At 55.2% G+C, this 15,890-nt stretch carries 17 protein-coding genes; 8 read left to right on the top strand and 9 right to left on the bottom strand.

The features are described from left to right. Window positions 1-14: 14 nt before the first annotated feature. Window positions 15-1,931: a type II secretion system secretin GspD gene (gene gspD / locus INF61_RS03050; protein ID WP_015571003.1), complete on the bottom strand. Its 1,917-nt coding sequence runs from the start codon at window positions 1,929-1,931 to the stop codon at window positions 15-17. Between the two features lie 13 nt (window positions 1,932-1,944). Next, a complete protein-coding gene (gene gspC, locus INF61_RS03045; protein ID WP_193547513.1) occupies window positions 1,945-2,676 on the bottom strand; it encodes a type II secretion system protein GspC in 732 nt (243 codons plus the stop codon). A gap of 300 nt (window positions 2,677-2,976) precedes the next feature. Between gspC and INF61_RS03040 the strand changes: the two genes are divergently transcribed. Both INF61_RS03040 and INF61_RS03035 read left to right on the top strand, forming a co-directional pair. Next, complete coding sequence (locus INF61_RS03040; protein WP_193547512.1) at window positions 2,977-4,539, top strand: ExeA family protein; 1,563 nt, start codon at window positions 2,977-2,979, stop codon at window positions 4,537-4,539. Then, window positions 4,539-5,177, top strand: a complete 639-nt coding sequence (locus INF61_RS03035) for a hypothetical protein (protein WP_063413061.1) — start codon at window positions 4,539-4,541, stop codon at window positions 5,175-5,177. The genes INF61_RS03040 and INF61_RS03035 overlap by 1 nt, the downstream gene beginning before the upstream one ends. Here INF61_RS03035 and INF61_RS03030 read toward each other — a convergent pair. The 3 genes from INF61_RS03030 to INF61_RS03020 form a co-directional block, all read right to left on the bottom strand. Next, window positions 5,174-5,797 carry a helix-turn-helix domain-containing protein gene (locus tag INF61_RS03030; protein ID WP_023303371.1) on the bottom strand — a complete coding sequence of 208 codons (624 nt, stop codon included), beginning with the start codon at window positions 5,795-5,797 and terminating at the stop codon, window positions 5,174-5,176. The genes INF61_RS03035 and INF61_RS03030 overlap by 4 nt on opposite strands. A 265-nt stretch (window positions 5,798-6,062) precedes the next feature. Further along, window positions 6,063-6,893: an N-acetylmuramoyl-L-alanine amidase gene (locus INF61_RS03025; protein WP_015571006.1), complete on the bottom strand. Its 831-nt coding sequence runs from the start codon at window positions 6,891-6,893 to the stop codon at window positions 6,063-6,065. Beyond that, window positions 6,890-7,213, bottom strand: a complete 324-nt coding sequence (locus INF61_RS03020) for a heavy metal-binding domain-containing protein (RefSeq protein ID WP_032670243.1) — start codon at window positions 7,211-7,213, stop codon at window positions 6,890-6,892. Before INF61_RS03020 ends, INF61_RS03025 begins: the two co-directional genes overlap by 4 nt. A 97-nt stretch (window positions 7,214-7,310) precedes the next feature. On the opposite strand from INF61_RS03020, the gene INF61_RS03015 reads away from it, so the two are divergent. The 6 genes from INF61_RS03015 to artJ all read left to right on the top strand — a co-directional run bounded on the left by INF61_RS03015 (window position 7,311) and on the right by artJ (window position 11,836). After that, entirely contained in the window at window positions 7,311-7,829 is a 519-nt protein-coding gene (locus tag INF61_RS03015) for a lipoprotein (RefSeq protein WP_015571007.1), read from the top strand. A 226-nt stretch (window positions 7,830-8,055) separates the two neighbouring features. Continuing rightward, a complete protein-coding gene (artP, locus tag INF61_RS03010) occupies window positions 8,056-8,784 on the top strand; it encodes an arginine ABC transporter ATP-binding protein ArtP (protein ID WP_006809439.1) in 729 nt (242 codons plus the stop codon). An 18-nt stretch (window positions 8,785-8,802) separates the two neighbouring features. After that, entirely contained in the window at window positions 8,803-9,534 is a 732-nt protein-coding gene (gene artI, locus INF61_RS03005) for an arginine ABC transporter substrate-binding protein ArtI (RefSeq protein WP_006174322.1), read from the top strand. 6 nt (window positions 9,535-9,540) lie between these two features. Further along, complete coding sequence (gene artQ, locus INF61_RS03000) at window positions 9,541-10,257, top strand: arginine ABC transporter permease ArtQ (RefSeq protein WP_193547511.1); 717 nt, start codon at window positions 9,541-9,543, stop codon at window positions 10,255-10,257. Further along, window positions 10,257-10,925: an arginine ABC transporter permease ArtM gene (gene artM, locus INF61_RS02995; protein WP_003858369.1), complete on the top strand. Its 669-nt coding sequence runs from the start codon at window positions 10,257-10,259 to the stop codon at window positions 10,923-10,925. The genes artQ and artM overlap by 1 nt, the downstream gene beginning before the upstream one ends. 179 nt (window positions 10,926-11,104) lie before the next feature. Beyond that, window positions 11,105-11,836 (top strand): arginine ABC transporter substrate-binding protein ArtJ, encoded by a 732-nt coding sequence (gene artJ / locus INF61_RS02990; RefSeq protein ID WP_015571008.1) that lies wholly within the window; start codon window positions 11,105-11,107, stop codon window positions 11,834-11,836. Window positions 11,837-11,912: 76 nt separating this feature from the next. Here the strand turns inward: artJ and INF61_RS02985 are convergent, their stop codons facing one another. The 4 genes from INF61_RS02985 to INF61_RS02970 all read right to left on the bottom strand — a co-directional run bounded on the left by INF61_RS02985 (window position 11,913) and on the right by INF61_RS02970 (window position 15,860). Next, on the bottom strand, window positions 11,913-13,382 hold the full coding sequence (locus INF61_RS02985; protein WP_048973295.1) for a sensor histidine kinase KdpD: 1,470 nt from the start codon (window positions 13,380-13,382) through the stop codon (window positions 11,913-11,915). Beyond that, on the bottom strand, window positions 13,366-14,073 hold the full coding sequence (locus INF61_RS02980; RefSeq protein ID WP_047734402.1) for a response regulator transcription factor: 708 nt from the start codon (window positions 14,071-14,073) through the stop codon (window positions 13,366-13,368). The genes INF61_RS02985 and INF61_RS02980 overlap by 17 nt, the downstream gene beginning before the upstream one ends. Before the next feature lie 112 nt (window positions 14,074-14,185). Then, on the bottom strand, window positions 14,186-15,322 hold the full coding sequence (rlmC, locus tag INF61_RS02975; protein ID WP_032671250.1) for a 23S rRNA (uracil(747)-C(5))-methyltransferase RlmC: 1,137 nt from the start codon (window positions 15,320-15,322) through the stop codon (window positions 14,186-14,188). Window positions 15,323-15,362: 40 nt separating this feature from the next. Further along, on the bottom strand, window positions 15,363-15,860 hold the full coding sequence (locus INF61_RS02970) for a YbjO family protein (protein WP_085929694.1): 498 nt from the start codon (window positions 15,858-15,860) through the stop codon (window positions 15,363-15,365). Window positions 15,861-15,890 lie beyond the last annotated feature (30 nt).

Here is a 15,890-nt window from a genome sequence, read left to right as displayed (position 1 = left end):
GTTTCCCCTCCGCCTTACTCTTTAAACGGATTGCGTGCCGCGTGGGTTTTCACGGGTGCAGTGCTGGCGGCAGGAAACGCTGGCAGTACGGCGTTGTCGCTCGGCTCAACGATACCGAGCTTTTTCTCTTCCACGCGCTGCATCTGGCGCACCCGGATCTGATCATATTTCTCTTTCGAGGCTGCGCTGTAGTTGTCGTCGTCACGCAGGACGGTGGTATGAATAAACACCATCAGGTTGCGTTTGGAAGTATCCTGCGAGGTGTAGCGGAACAGCTGCCCGACCAGCGGGATATCGCCGAGCAGCGGCACTTTGGAGACCGACTGTTTGGTCACATTTTCCATCAGGCCGCCGAGCACCACCGTCTGGCCACTGTGGACCATCACTTCGTTATTGATCGTGCGCGTGTTGAAGGTTGGGCCGAGGCTGGAATCTTCCGTTGCGCTGTTGTCGACGCTGGATACTTCCTGCTCAATCTTCAGGTGGATCATGTCGCCATCGTTGATTTGCGGCACAATCTTCAGCTTGGTCCCCACGGTTTTACGCTCAACCGAGTTAAAGACGTTGTCGCCGCTGGTGGTTTGCGAACCGGAAAGCACCGGCACATCCTGACCGACGTTGAACGACGCTTCTTTATTATCCAGCGTGACCACGCTTGGCGTGGAGAGGATGTCGTTTTTACCGTCGGTGGAGAGCGCGGTCACCAGCGCACCGAAATCACCGTTAAAGAAGCCGGTCGCAAGGCCCGTGAAGCTCGCCCCTTTCATGGTGCCATTTTTAATCTGGCTGATTGGCAGGCCGGTAGCGCCAAACTGCACGCCGCCGTGCTTGCTGGTCCACTGCACGCCAAGATCCAGGCCGTTGCCGTCCTGCACTTCGGCAATGATCGCTTCCACCAGCACCTGCGGACGGCGAATATCCAGCTTGTCGATCACCTTCTCCAGGGAGTTCATCACGTTAGGCTGCGCGGTGATCACCAGGGAGTTGGTCGACTCGTCGGCGGTAATATTCAGGTCGGTTGAGGCGCTCGCGGTTTTCGCTTTGGCCGCGCCCGGCTTGTCTTTCAGCTGCTCGCCAATCCCCGTCAGCACCGGTACCACTTTGGTGGCGCTGGCATATTTGAGGTAGAAGACGCGGGTGTTCCCCTCGTTATTCTGCTCGCGATCCAGCTGATGGATAAGGGAACGGGTACGCGCGCGCGCATCTTCCGAGCCGCTGATCACCAGGCTATTGGTTTCGTCATCGGCCACCACCTTGGTCGCCAGCTGCGGCGCGTTCTGCCCTTTCTGCTCTTCGTTGTTGAGGTTATTCAACATATCCGAAAGCTCTTTGGCAGAGGCAAAGCGCAGCGGGATGATTTCGCGGCGCTGAATACCGTCTTTATCGACGCGCTGAACCAGATCCACCAGTCGGTTCACCACCGAGGCTTTACCGGTTAACAGCAGGACGTTGGACGGCTCAAAGTGGACCACATTCCCGATGCCGGTGGCATCGTTGAGCTGACGCAGCAGCGGGGCCAGCTCGCGAACGGGTACGTTTTCCATGCGCACCACGCGGGTGATAATCTCGTCACCTTTGCCCGGGTTTTTGCTGTCTGCCAGCGGCGCACCGGCGGTACGCGCTACGCTTGAGCGCACCACTTTGACCATTCCGTTGTCCATCGGGATCACCGACAGGCCGTAGAGATCCAGCACGCTCAGGAAGAACTGGTAATACTCATCCTCCGTCAGCACGTTGTAGGTTCTGACCGAGACGGTTCCCTGGACGGACGGATCGACCAGAATAGTTTTGTTGAGATTGCGACCTACCGTATCGATAAACTCGCGAATATCAGTATTTTTAAAACTTGCGCTAAAGTTAGCTGCAAGCAGCGAACTGGAATATAACGACAATGCGGTCAGCGCCACGCATGCCCAGGGAAATTTTTTCATGTCTGCACACTTATTAATTATTTAGAACATTAACCCGAATATTTTCAAGGTGAGCGTGACGTCGTACGATGACCTCCGCTTCTTTCATTTTCGACCAGTTGGCAATAATGCTTTTCGCTTTTGCTTCATCGGTCATATCGACAGAGTTAACCTGAATCGCCACATCGCCTTTTTCCAGACCTGACTGAGTGTAAAAGGCGGAGGCATTCCTTGGGTTTATCCAGTAGCCTTCCAGCCGGCCTTTTTCAATGATGGGTTTTAACACCAGATAATCATCAAGATGCACACTCTCTGCGCCAGCATCTTTCGTCGTTTTTGTAACCGGGCCGCTCTCCACGCCCCCCTTAAAATAGTCCGGTTTATTTAACGCCAGTACCTGCGTAGCACCTTCATAATTAACCACCACATTATCTTTGTTTATTTCCTGAATAAATGCGTCGTTAAACCCGGCGAGCGGTTCACCCTCGCGGTAGCTTCGCTGGCCGCCCGGGGTTTTGATGACAGCGAAGGAGAGCCAGGCGTCATCACTGCGCACAATGCCTTCAATCTCCGCCGCCAGCGGGGATTTTGCCGCAGCCGATAAGTTCTCCTGACGGACGGCAGCCGTAAAAAGCGTGAAGGGTTTGTCTTCGCGCGGTTTTTTCAGCGGCTGTAGGTCAGAATTAGCAAACTTATTCGTAACTTTTTTATAATCTTTAAAGGTGAGATAGCCTTGCTGGCCGCAAAAAATGAGCAGCAAAAACATAATACAAGGCGTTATCCACCGTGACAGAAATGAGAACCTCATTTTTTATCCGGCCTATAGCAAAGCAAAAATAAGCAGCGTCATACTGCGCCAATATGGAGGAAAATAGTAATAAGCTGCTGCAAACGCGACCACTGACTTCGCCACCAACTTTCATAAAGAAAAATATTGACCGTATAAATTCCAGATGTTAGGCGCAGCCGGCTGGATATTTTTACTCTGTCTGCAAATTGACCGCTCAGGGGCATTACCTTACTTTCTGCTGCTGTTGCTATTCCTAATCAGAGACGGTAAGTCGTTATGTATCAGAGCCACTTTAATTTTAACAATCCGCCATTCAGGACAATCACTCGTTTATCCGGTGATTTTCTGGTGCCTTATCATCAGGACGTGTTCAACCTGCTGAAAGAGAAAACCCAGCTGGCGGGAATTATCGGGCTTTTTTGCGACGACGCTCCGCTTCTGGGTCAGTTCATCGACGCGCTTAAAGCCAGCAACCATACCGTTCTTGCCATCAACGCGTTTCCCAAACTGAGTGCCAGTAGCCTGCTGTACAAACTCAACCCGGGAACGAAAGCGATTAAAGATCGCATGCAGGCAGTGGATGCCGTCCTGCGCCAGTGGCAGGAGGGGAAAGCGAAATCCAGAGTGCTGACGATCGCCCATGCCGAAGCCATGAAGGAGAGCTGCCGGGAAGCCCTGGGAACGCTGCTCACGCGCGCCCAGGAGCTGAACTTCCGGCTAGCCGTGGTACTGACGGGCACTGCGGATCAGGAGATCCTGCTAAAGCAACCTGAACTGCGCGAATATACGCATACGCATCATGCCCTGCGCCCCCTGACCTGCCGCGAATACCTGAGCTATGTTCAGGCCCAGTGCGAAGAACACGGCTGCGAAAACTCGCCGTTGCCGCCTGCCCGCGTGCGCAAAATGCACACGCTAACCAAAGGCAACATCAGCAAACTGAACGCGCTGGCGCAGCTGTCAATGCTCGCCGCCTGGACGGAACGCGCGGCCCAGGTCAGCCCACGTCATTTACGTCTGGCGGCGGGAGAGATCCTGCCCGCCCAAAAACACGGTAAGCGCCTGGCGACTGTGGGGCTGTTTGCGTCCGTGCTGTTTGCCGCCTGCGGCTGGTATTTGACCTCATCGATCGGCGCACGCCTGCCGATCCAGCTGCCGGTGCCCGTCAGCTGGAAACAGCAATCGCTAAAAGTCGAAGCGCCCGTAGTGCAGGTTATCGACCACGAAATAGTTAATCAGCCGGATGCGATGCATCAGTTGTATCTCATGTGGGGGTATGACGCCTCGGCCGAAGATGCGCTGTGCCAGAACGCCGCCAAAGTGAACCTGATGTGTAAACAGGGGAACGCGTCGCCGGAGACGCTGGCGCAGGAAGGGTATCCGTGGGTCAGTGAACTGAAAACCAGCGGCCATCTTAACTATGCGGTGGTCGCCAGGGTCGGGGACACGTCCATTGACCTGTTAATGAATAACCGGACCTGGCAGGTGAGCCGCAGCTGGTTTAACCGGCACGCGACCGGCAACTTCACCCAGCTGCACCGCCTGACACCGGAAGGTAAAGACGCGATCGGCGCGGCCAGCGACAGCAAAGATATGGCCTGGCTGGATCAGCAATTAAGCCTGGCGCTGAGCCAGCCCGAAACGCATGCCCGGATCTGGACCACAGAGATGATGAAACGCACCCGCGAGTTCCAGCAAAAAATGCATCTGCACGTGGATGGCATCCCCGGCGAAGATACGCTGATGCAGCTGATGCGTGTGACCAACAGCACGCCGGGCGTACTGATTCAGGCCACCCGCACCACCCCGGACGCGAAAATGCAGGAGAAGAAAGCCTAATGTCGACCATCTGTCTTGCGGCCCAGCACAGCTATACAACCGGGGAAGCGGTCTGGTTTTCGTACCGTCTCCCCAGCCTGAAAAACGTATTCGGCAAAACAGCGTTATGGCTGGTCGGGCTTTGCGTCATGCTGGTTGTCGGCCTGTATATGCACGTCTACTGGAACCTGCACCACCCGGCGCCTGAACCGGTCAACGCCAGCGTTGCGAAACCGGAAACGCAGCTTTCGGATATGCATTACGTGTACGTGAGTAAACCGTTCCCGCATCCGCAGCCTAAAGCTGCGCCAGTGCCAGTTGATGTTCCATCGATGCAGGATCTGCCGATCAACAGTGATGATGGCGACTGGCAGCAGGCGCCCGACGGCGCGGTGCCACACGACGCCTCGCGGGATACCTTACCCGGGACCGAAGCGCATGAGCACGATAACGCTCCCGCCAGCACGGGCAGTGAAGAGTCATCATTAACGGAATTATTTAAGCAGGCGCTAAAAGAGCAGGAGCAGGATTATTCTCAAGGAAAAATTCCCGCGCCGCCGGTTGACGAAACGCAGGATAATTCACAAGCCAGTGTAAAAAACAGTGGTAATAGCCGTTCTCCTTTCAGTGAAAAAGGAGACGGCGGGAGCAGGTATTAATATTTTTCAGGCAGTGCGGTAAGGTTAAGCAGTCGACCTTTTTCCACCACAATATATTGACCCTTTTTCAGATCGGAGAGGATTTTAATAATAGTGCTACGTGCCAGGTTAGTGTATTCCTGAATGTAATCATAAACGTTAATATCACGCTGTTGTTGAACAATCAGGTCGTTAATCTCATATAAAAATTCGCGGACAACGGAATACGCACTGCGGGCAACCAGAACATCATCACGTTTGCTCAGCATGCAGATGTACCAGGAAAGGACTTTGGTCAGTTCTGGCCACAGATTTTTTTCGGTCATCAGCTGGGCGAAGACCTCTTTCTTGATCGAGCGAACAACCGTATTCGTCCGAACAAGGCCGTACATATGGGTGGCGCTGTAATACATTGACGACAGGCCGAAAATGCATTGCCCGGTGACGGTGAACATGCACAGTTCGTCAGATTCACGTCGAAATTCGACTTCACCGCTGACGATAATATGAATATAGCCGGAATCAGAAGTGGAAATTTTCTGCCATTTTTTTAATGTTCTTTCTTCAACGCCTGAGGTTGCAGAAATGATCTTTTCCATTTCATGTTGCGGACGTAATTTTTTTCCATAGATGCTTAACATGGTTATACCCGATTTAAGATGTGATTTTTAAAAAGCATGGCAACGGCATTCATACCGAGCCATAAATATTTTTCCTGATGAAAACGTCAAGAATAAAAATAAAAGTGTGAAGATTTTTTATTCGCCAAATTACTTAGCGTGCTATATGTCCATCTTAAATCCGGATAATTTTAAGTCAATTAACTAAAAATGAAATGAGTTTGTACTTAAGATTAATCTGATAGAAACTTGCTAAAATATACTCATTCGGGGGTAATCCGAAGGTTTACCCCTGTCCGTATTTCTCTAAAAGTGCTTCAGCAATCGCCATGGTTTCAACATCTGCAACGCCACTCCATAACTGCGGACGGAAATGCATCTGGAAAACCATGATGATGCGTTTTTGCTGTTCGGGCGTACTGTTTTCTGGCACCTCGTAACCGTAGCGCGCCAGCAAATCGAGCAGTGCTGCGGTATCAACCTGCTGATAATGCGGTCGCCCGTTGATATAAAAATTCACGCGCCCCGGATCGGGCCAGGCTCCGATACCCTGCTGCGCCAGTTCGCGCCAAGGAAACAGTGGCCCAGGATCGTCTTTACGCTGCGGGGCGATATCCGAGTGTGCCACCACGTTCTGCGGTTTAATGTCGTAGCGGGCGATGATGTCTCTGGCAAGCGGGATCAGCGCCGCAATTTGCCCCGGTTCGAAGGGGGTAAAGGTTTTCACGTCACCGGTTTTCCGCCAGCCGCGGTTTTCCAGCTCAATGCCGACGGAGGTATCATTTATGCGGTTGGTGCCACGCCAGAAGCTGATGCCCGCATGCCAGGCCAGTTCGCTCTCCGGGACCAGCTGCCAGATACGCGGTTTGCCCTGCGGAGCTGGCGGCTTTGCGGGGATGAGATAGTGAGAGCTGACGTTTTTATCGGTCAGGGTCGCAAGCGAGGTGTCGAAATCATCGGCGGTGTAGTGAATAACCAGCACCTTTATACGCGGGTAGGCCGCCTGCGCCTGATGGCGCGTATCCAGCTCGTAAGCGCCTTTATCAACAATGCCCTCTTCCGAGGCGCATCCTGCCAGCAACATCGCCAGCAGGAGGGTTGAGAGCGAACGCTTCATCGACGGGTCTTCACCGCCGTGCCGCTTACGCTCACCATCAGCATGCTGGCATCTTTCCCGACCGTTTCGTAGTCGATATCAATGCCCACCACCGCATCCGCGCCCAGCGCTTTGGCCTGCTCGCCCAGCTCCTCAAACGCAATCTCGCGCGCTTTACGCAGCTCTTTCTCGTACGCGCCGGAGCGACCCCCGACGATATCCCGAATGCCGGCAAAGAAATCGCGGAAAATGTTTGCGCCCAGAATCGCCTCACCAGTGACCACGCCGCAGTACTCGGCAATCGGTTGACCTTCCAGGGTTGGCGTTGTTGAAAATTGCATACTTTCTCTCCTTGTTTAGCGTTCAATGCGTTAGCGACAGCATTATCGGTTCGTTACGCTATGATTGAAAGGATAGTTAATAAATAAGGAAATCAACATGCGCTACTCTGCTTTAACGCTTTTAGTGCCATGCGCGCTGGTGCTCAGCGCCTGCACAACGCCGGTCACGCCAGCCTTTAAGGATATCGGAACCCGCAGCGGCCCTTGTATTGAGGGTGGCCCGGATGCCGTGGCTCAACAATTTTATGATTACCGTATTCAGCATCGCGGTAATGACCTGACCGCCCTGCGCCCGTACCTGAGCGATAATCTGGCGAAACTGCTCACCGACGCTTCGCGCGATCCGCAGCACAACGCCCTGCTGTCATCCGATCCTTTCTCCAGCCGCGCCACGCTGCCGGACAGCGCCGACGTCGCCAGCGCGTCCACCATACCGAATACCGACGCACGCAATATTCCCCTGCGCGTGAAGCTCACCCAGGGAACGCAAACCTGGCAGGATGAGGTGCTGATGATCCGTGAAGGCCAGTGCTGGGCAATAGACGATGTGCGCTACATTGGCGGCAGCGTTCATGCGCCGGCGGGCACCCTTCGCCAGTCGATCGAGAACCGCTAACGCCTCCGTTCAATAAACGTTAACCCCGTAAAATGTCCGGCATTTCCTGCGGAATGCCGACATTTATACTCGCCCCCCTTTCCCGTCGCTATTTTGTGCTATGTTTAAGAGGAAACACGGGTTATATTTAACTTTTAACGCAGAAATATTGCATAACTATTCTGTCAACGGTACTATCTGCGGCCTCAATTGCTATAGATTGCCTGGATGAGTAAAGACTGCCCCGATGAGTATTAAACTAAACGGCATTAACTGCTTCTACGGCGCACACCAGGCGCTGTTCGACATTACGCTGAGTTGCCCGGAGGGCGAAACGCTGGTTTTGCTCGGCCCAAGCGGCGCGGGAAAAAGCTCCCTTCTGCGAGTTCTTAATCTGCTTGAAATGCCCCGTTCGGGGACGCTGGCCATCGCCGGTAACCATTTTGACTTCGCGAAAACCCCGTCTGATAAAGCGATTCGTGAACTGCGTCAAAACGTGGGCATGGTTTTCCAGCAATACAATCTCTGGCCGCATCTGACGGTGGTGCAAAACCTGATTGAAGCCCCGTGCCGCGTGCTTGGCTTAAGCAAAGACCAGGCGATGGCGCGTGCGGAAAAGCTGCTGGAACGTCTGCGTCTGAAACCGTACAGCGACCGGTATCCTTTACACCTCTCTGGTGGTCAGCAACAGCGTGTGGCGATCGCCCGTGCGCTGATGATGGAGCCGGCGGTGCTGCTGTTTGACGAGCCAACCGCGGCGCTGGACCCGGAAATTACCGCCCAGATCGTGAGCATTATTCGTGAGCTGGCGGAAACCAACATTACCCAGGTCATCGTGACCCACGAGGTGGAAGTGGCGCGCAAAACCGCCAGCCGCGTGGTTTATATGGAAAACGGGTATATCGTTGAGCAGGGTGACGCGAGCTGCTTCACTAACCCGCAAACCGATGCCTTCAAAAACTACTTATCACACTAATGTGTTAGGGAAATTATAATGAAAAAAGTATTGATTGCCGCGCTGCTTGCTAGCGTCAGCCTTTCCGCTACCGCAGCCCAGACCATCCGTTTCGCCACTGAAGCGTCCTACCCTCCGTTTGAATCCATTGATGCGAACAACAAGATTGTTGGCTTCGACGTGGACCTGGCAAACGCCCTGTGTAAAGAGATCGACGCGACCTGTACCTTCAGCAACCAGGCGTTCGACAGCCTGATCCCAAGCCTGAAGTTCCGCCGTATCGACGCCGTAATGGCCGGAATGGACATCACTCCGGAGCGAGAAAAGCAGGTTCTGTTCACCACCCCTTACTATGACAACTCGGCCCTGTTCATCGGTCAGAAAGGTAAATACGCCTCCGTTGACCTGCTGAAAGGCAAGAAAGTCGGCGTGCAGAACGGCACCACGCACCAGAAATTCATCATGGATAAGCATCCGGAAATCACCACCGTGCCGTATGACAGCTACCAGAATGCGAAGCTGGACCTGCAAAACGGTCGTATCGATGCGGTGTTCGGGGACACGGCTGTTGTGACTGAATGGCTGAAAGCGAACGACAAGCTGGCCGCCGTGGGTGACAAGGTGACCGATAAAGACTACTTCGGTACAGGTCTGGGTATTGCCGTACGTCAGGGCAATACCGAGTTGCAGCAGAAATTCAACGCTGCGCTGGAAAAAGTGAAGAAAGACGGCACCTACGAAACCATCTACAAAAAATGGTTCCAGAAGTAACTCCTGATGAATGAAATTTTTCCTTTAGCAAGCACCGCCGGGATGACCGTCGGCCTTGCCGTTTGTGCACTGATTATCGGCCTCGTACTGGCGATGTTCTTTGCGGTGTGGGAGTCCGTTAAGTGGCACCCTGTCGCATGGCTCGGTTCAGCGCTGGTGACTGTGCTGCGTGGACTGCCGGAAATTCTGGTGGTCCTGTTTATCTATTTCGGCTCCTCACAGCTGCTGTTAACACTGTCGGACGGCTTCACGATTAATCTCGGCTTTGCGCAGATCCCGGTGCAGATGCAGATTGAGAACTTCGACGTCAGCCCGTTCCTGTGCGGCGTGATTGCGCTCTCCCTGCTCTATTCGGCCTATGCGTCACAAACGCTGCGCGGCGCGCTGAAAGCGGTACCGCAGGGTCAATGGGAATCCGGCCAGGCGCTGGGTCTGTCGAAAGCGGCGATCTTCTTCCGCCTGGTGATGCCGCAGATGTGGCGTCATGCCCTGCCAGGGCTGGGTAACCAGTGGCTGGTACTGCTGAAAGATACCGCGCTGGTGAGCCTGATCAGCGTGAACGATTTGATGTTGCAAACAAAAAGTATCGCCACCCGTACGCAGGAGCCGTTTACCTGGTACATCGTCGCGGCGGCTATCTACCTGGTGATCACGTTGCTGAGCCAGTACGTTCTGAAGCGTATTGATCTGCGCGCAACGCGTTTTGAACGGAGACCAGGCTGATGCTGGATTATTTACCCGAACTGATGAAAGGGCTGCACACCAGCCTGACGCTGACCGTCGCGTCTATCATCGTGGCGCTGATCCTGGCGCTGATCTTCACCATCGTCCTGACGCTGAAAACGCCGGTGCTGGTGTGGATTGTACGTGGCTACATTACGCTCTTCACCGGAACGCCGCTGCTGGTGCAGATCTTCCTGATTTACTACGGCCCGGGCCAGTTCCCGTCGTTACAGGAATATCCGGTTATCTGGCATCTGCTCTCTGAGCCATGGCTCTGCGCCCTGATTGCCCTCTCCCTGAACAGCGCGGCCTATACCACGCAGCTGTTCTACGGCGCCATTCGCGCGATCCCGGAAGGCCAGTGGCAGTCCTGCGGGGCGCTGGGCATGAGCAAGAAGGATACGCTGGCGATCCTGCTGCCTTATGCCTTTAAGCGCGCCCTCTCTTCCTATTCCAACGAAGTCGTGCTGGTGTTCAAAAGTACCTCTCTGGCCTACACCATCACCCTGATGGAAGTGATGGGCCACGGACAGCTGCTGTACGGACGCACCTACGACGTGATGGTGTTCGGTGCGGCGGGTCTGGTCTATCTGGTGGTCAACGGTCTGCTGACCCTGATGATGCGTCTTATCGAGCGTAAGGCGCTGGCGTTTGAGCGCAGAAATTAATCGACTTAATGCATAAAGCTGTTTTCGTAGTGCGGGTAACCTGATGGGTTACCCGCTTTTTTTTATGCATTAAATAATATTTAATCATATTTATTGCATATAAATTCATTGAGTGGCATTGTACATCCATGCCGCAGACACGGCGCATAATGACAAGATTGACAGACGGGAGCATTACAATGAAAAAGTTAGTTCTGGCCGCATTACTCGCAACCTTCGCCGCTGGCGCATCCGCCGCCGATAAAATCAATTTCGGCGTTTCTGCCACCTATCCGCCGTTTGAATCGCTGGATGCCAGCAACCAGATCGTCGGCTTCGACATCGACCTGGCGAAAGCGCTGTGCAAGCAGATGCAGGCCGACTGCACCTTTACTAACCACGCATTTGACAGCCTGATCCCGTCCCTGAAATTTAAAAAGTACGACGCGGTGATCTCCGGCATGGACATCACGCCAGAGCGCAGCAAGCAGGTCGCGTTCACCGACCCGTACTACGCGAACTCTGCGGTGGTGATTGCGAAGAAAGGGGCTTATAAATCTTTCGACGAGCTGAAAGGCAAGCGCATCGGCATGGAGAACGGCACCACACACCAGAAATACCTCCAGGACAAGCATCCTGAAGTGAAAACCGTGGCCTACGACAGCTACCAGAACGCCATTATCGACCTGAAAAATGGCCGTATTGATGGCGTATTTGGCGACACCGCGGTCGTGAATGAGTGGCTGAAAACCAACCCGCAGCTGGGTACAGCGACGGAGAAAGTGACCGATCCGCAGTATTTCGGCACTGGCCTCGGTATTGCCGTGCGTCCGGATAACAAGGCTCTGCTTGAGAAACTGAACGGCGCGCTGAAAGCGATCAAAGCTGACGGCACATACCAGAAAATCAGCGAGCAGTGGTTCCCGCAATAACCTTTTTTGCCGGGTGACCTGGCCTACGGGGGTGGTCTGTAGGCCGGGTAAGGCGAAGCCGCCACCCGGCAATTTCTTAAAGCGGCACAAAGAACCTGAACCGTGCCCCGCTCACGGACTCCATCAGCCTGATCCCCCCGCCGTGCAGCTCCAGCATTCTTTTCACGATTAACAGCCCTAACCCGCCCCGGTGCTCCCGCGAGGCCTGTGGATTTAACGCTGACGGACGCTGGAACAGATCGTCCCGTAATGCGGCATCAACACCCGTTCCGCTGTCGGCCACTTCAACCTGTAACCGGTCGTTCTCCTGCCACACCGCCAGACGAATGTCTCCACCTGCTGGGGTATGGCGTATCGCATTATCCAGCAGATTCGTCACCACCCGTTCAATCATGGAAACATCGGCCAACACCTGCGGCAGCGGACCCGGGACGTCAATGTGCAGATTTAACTCACGCGTGCGGGCAGCGAGTTCAAACTTTTGCGCCACGTCGGAAATCAGTTCAGCCATGGCAAAACGCTCGCGCTGGGGCTTGATGCCGCCGTGCTCAAGACGCGCCAGCTCGAACAGCTGCTGCGACAGATGGCGTACCTTTTGCCCCTGACGCAGCGCGGTAGCGAGGTACTGCTGATGCTCCTGCGGCGACAGCGTTGCGGATTTCAGCGACAGCGTTTCCAGATAACCCAGCAGCGACGTCAGCGGGGTGCGTAAGTCGTGCGAAATGTTGGCGATAAACTCCCGGCGCTGGCGGTCGCTGTCGGCCAGCCGATCCCACTGAGAGGTGATTTTGCGCGCCAGCTCGATAAAGGTATTGCGCAGGATCGCCACTTCATCCTGGCCGGCAGGCTCAAGCGGCTGGGCCGCCAGCTGCTTAATCGCGCTGATGCTGTCCTGCTCCAGCCCGGCCACGTCCAGCGTGAGCTGTTTAACCGGGCGCGTCACCCAGTACCAGAGCAGCAACCCCGCCAGCAGACCAAACAGCGCCACCAGCAGCATCGACCACAGCGCCGTACTCCAGAGCGCTTTGTGCCAGGCCATCTCCGCCAGCGCGTTGGACTCCTCCCCCTGCAAAATAATGTACAGATACCCCTTCAGCTCACCGTCCTGCCGCAGCGGGGTGGCGCTGAAGACTTTCTTATTCTGGCTTCGGGGATCGTCGCCAAACACCGGCATCACCGTCCCGCTGAGGAAATTCTGTATCGGCACGAGGTCAATTTTTTGCCGCTGAATGTGCCCCGGCGGGGCGGCATCGGCCAGGATATCGCCATCTGGCGAGACAACATACAGCTCGACGCTCGGATTAAAGGTCATCAGCCGGTCGAACAGCGGTTTTAAGGCGCTGCGATCCACCCTGCCCTGCGCATCCAGAATCGCTTCCCGCTGCACAATCTGCTGCGCCAGCCCGCCGGAGAGCCGCTGCACCATCGCATTGCCGTACTGCATGCTACTGTAGAGCTGCACCGCACAGGCGACGGTGGCGCAGAGCAGCAGTAACGCCGTAAACAGCAGCGTCAGGCGCTGGCTCAGGCTAAAGCGACGCATCATGATTCTGCTCCGCAAATTTGTAGCCTTTGCCCCAGACGGTGCGAACGATCTCCGGCTCGGCGGCATCTTTCTCTATTTTGATGCGCAGGCGGTTAATGTGGGTATTGACGGTGTGTTCGTAGCCTTCGTGCTGATACCCCCACACCTGCTCCAGTAGCGCCAGCCGCGAAAAAATCTCCCCGGGATGGCGGGCAAAGAAATAGAGCAGTTCAAATTCGCGCGGGGTGAGATCGACGTGTTGACCGTTAAGGCGCACGGTGCGCGCCAGCGGATCGATAGTCAGTCCGTGCGCCTGAATAATGCCGTCCGTCTGCGCCTGGCCCATCGCCTGCTGACGGCGAAACAGCGCCTTAATGCGGGCAATCAGCTCCTGCACCGAGAAAGGTTTTGCCAGATAATCATCCGCCCCTGTTTCCAGGCCAGTAATACGGTCAGTTTCACTGCTGCGGGCGCTAATGATGATAATGGGCAGGTAGCGGGTCATCTGGCGGATACGGCGGCAAATCTCCAGACCATCGACATTCGGCAGCATCAGATCGAGGATCACCGCGTCCCACGGCTGTGTTTCAAGACGCTGTAAGGCGTTGCCCCCGTCGGGCTCGTGGGTAATGGCGTAGCCTTCATCTTCCAGATTAAGACGCAGGAGTGCCGCGATATCGTGGTCGTCTTCTACCAGCAGGATCTGCTTCATGGGTAAGCCTTCAATCATTTGTTATGACGTAAGCTTACCTGATTTCGAGCGGGGGAAGAGTTCACATTTTGTTGAACATTGTGCGGGGTTTATGCCGGGTGACGGCTTCGCCTTACCCGGCCTGCGCTTTGGTTAACAACGTCAACACTTCATAATGGGCGGTATGGGGGAACATATCGAAAAGCTGAACGCGCGCAATGCGGTAGCCCGGCAGGCTGGCGATATCCTTCGCCATGGTCTGCGCGTTACAGCTGGAGTAGACAATGTACTCCGGCGCCATCTGGCTCAGGTAGTCGCAGAGCGCCTGGCCGATACCCCGGCGCGGCGGGTTCACCAGCACCAGCTCCGGCACGTTGCCCTGTCCGGTGGCGAACCGGGTCGAGTCTAGCGCCTGGAAGTGCAGATTCGTCAGCCCCAGCTCTGCGGCGGACTGCTTCGCGCAGGCAATCGCTTCGGCGGAGATCTCAATTCCGGTGAGCTGCATGTCTGGCGTGGCACAGTGCAGGCCAAAGCCGCCGACGCCGCAGAACAGATCCCACATGTGATGAACCTGTAACGCACGCACCCAGTCGCGCGCGGTGGCGTACAGCGCGCTGGCGACGGTGGGGTTAGTCTGAAAGAAGCTTTGCGGACGGATCCACAGCGGCACGCCGTTAAAGCTCTCCGCCAGCGCATGCTGTTCGGTGAAGAAAATCTCTTTCTCCCCTTCCATGATCGCCATATGCACCGGCTGAATATTCGCGGTGATAACCTTGAGCTGCGGAAGCTGTTCCTGCAACCCCGGAAGCGCCGCGCGCAGCTGCTCCAGCTTGTTTTCCGAACGCAGCACAAAGCGCAGCATCATCCCGCCGTCGATCTGGCTTTCGGTCAGCAAAAGGTATTTCAGCTCGCCGCGCCTGCGGGCAACGTTATAGGGCGTTAACCCCGCCCGGGCGATAAACGGTTTCAGCGCGCTAAACACCGGCTCAAACGAGGCGGGATACAGCGGGCAGTCGGTTAAATCTTCCGGGGTGCCGTCGCGGTGCAGCATCCCCAGCAGCGGCTTTTCAACGCTGCCGCTGACCACCATTTTGGCTTTATTGCGAAAGCCCTGTTCCGGGCCACTGACGGGTGCGCACCACTCGCCCACCGCATGTGCTGTCAGCAGCTGTTGCAGGTCGGCCATTTTGGCGGTGAGTTGTTGAGAGACCGGCTGTTCTATCCACTGACAGGAGCGGCAGCGTCCGGCGTCATAGAGTGCGCACTGCATATGAAAACCTTAAGAAACACGAGGGCTGCGATTATACACATTATTGCAGGCGGAAGAACCGCCGACTGGAAGCCGGGAGATAAAGCAGGCAGAGCACCAGCATATCCGGCAGTTTTTGCATCACCAGTGAATGGAAAATCTCGCGTCGCGACTCACCGGGTATGCTGAACAGCTCCGGATAGCCATAGCCCAGCGAGGCGGCCCACAGGTAGCCTGCGGCGGTGATCTGCGTAAGCAGATACACCCAGCGCGCCCAGTTACGTCCTTTCACCAGCGAGAACGCACAGTAGATCTCAATAAACACCAGCATCAGGCTGCTGAGAAACACCAGCGTCAGATTCCACGTCTGCGCGCTGCGGTGAATAAATTCCCCCATTCCGCGCGGACCCAGAGTGTTCATTATCATCAGCACATCCAGGCAGCGGATCATAATAATGGCGAGCGCCGCCACCTGCACCAGTGCAGGGACGTTCGGACGAGCGTGCGAATGACGTGTTTTTTGTAAGAATCCCAATGTTTTTACTTCCCTGAAAAACAGTGCCGCGTCATACGCGGCACATCACTGGAA

The organism is Enterobacter cloacae complex sp. P18RS (genome assembly GCF_014982105.1).
GTDB lineage: Bacteria > Pseudomonadota > Gammaproteobacteria > Enterobacterales > Enterobacteriaceae > Enterobacter > Enterobacter hormaechei_C.
Note: the sequence above shows the minus strand (reverse complement) of the source record. Positions and strands in the feature narration are given on the sequence as shown.

What these genes read in the sequence shown, in the direction of transcription:
- artJ (WP_015571008.1), top strand. Translation starts at nt 11,105, where the DNA reads ATGAAAAAGTTAGTTCTGGCCGCATTACTCGCAACCTTCGCCGCTGGC.
- INF61_RS03025 (WP_015571006.1), bottom strand. Translation starts at nt 6,893, where the DNA reads ATGAAGCGTTCGCTCTCAACCCTCCTGCTGGCGATGTTGCTGGCAGGA.
- artP (WP_006809439.1), top strand. Translation starts at nt 8,056, where the DNA reads ATGAGTATTAAACTAAACGGCATTAACTGCTTCTACGGCGCACACCAG.
- artQ (WP_193547511.1), top strand. Translation starts at nt 9,541, where the DNA reads ATGAATGAAATTTTTCCTTTAGCAAGCACCGCCGGGATGACCGTCGGC.
- rlmC (WP_032671250.1), bottom strand. Translation starts at nt 15,322, where the DNA reads ATGCAGTGCGCACTCTATGACGCCGGACGCTGCCGCTCCTGTCAGTGG.
- INF61_RS02980 (WP_047734402.1), bottom strand. Translation starts at nt 14,073, where the DNA reads ATGAAGCAGATCCTGCTGGTAGAAGACGACCACGATATCGCGGCACTC.
- gspC (WP_193547513.1), bottom strand. Translation starts at nt 2,676, where the DNA reads ATGTTTTTGCTGCTCATTTTTTGCGGCCAGCAAGGCTATCTCACCTTT.
- INF61_RS03040 (WP_193547512.1), top strand. Translation starts at nt 2,977, where the DNA reads ATGTATCAGAGCCACTTTAATTTTAACAATCCGCCATTCAGGACAATC.
- INF61_RS03035 (WP_063413061.1), top strand. Translation starts at nt 4,539, where the DNA reads ATGTCGACCATCTGTCTTGCGGCCCAGCACAGCTATACAACCGGGGAA.
- INF61_RS02985 (WP_048973295.1), bottom strand. Translation starts at nt 13,382, where the DNA reads ATGATGCGTCGCTTTAGCCTGAGCCAGCGCCTGACGCTGCTGTTTACG.
- INF61_RS03020 (WP_032670243.1), bottom strand. Translation starts at nt 7,213, where the DNA reads ATGCAATTTTCAACAACGCCAACCCTGGAAGGTCAACCGATTGCCGAG.
- gspD (WP_015571003.1), bottom strand. Translation starts at nt 1,931, where the DNA reads ATGAAAAAATTTCCCTGGGCATGCGTGGCGCTGACCGCATTGTCGTTA.
- artI (WP_006174322.1), top strand. Translation starts at nt 8,803, where the DNA reads ATGAAAAAAGTATTGATTGCCGCGCTGCTTGCTAGCGTCAGCCTTTCC.
- INF61_RS03030 (WP_023303371.1), bottom strand. Translation starts at nt 5,797, where the DNA reads ATGTTAAGCATCTATGGAAAAAAATTACGTCCGCAACATGAAATGGAA.
- INF61_RS03015 (WP_015571007.1), top strand. Translation starts at nt 7,311, where the DNA reads ATGCGCTACTCTGCTTTAACGCTTTTAGTGCCATGCGCGCTGGTGCTC.
- artM (WP_003858369.1), top strand. Translation starts at nt 10,257, where the DNA reads ATGCTGGATTATTTACCCGAACTGATGAAAGGGCTGCACACCAGCCTG.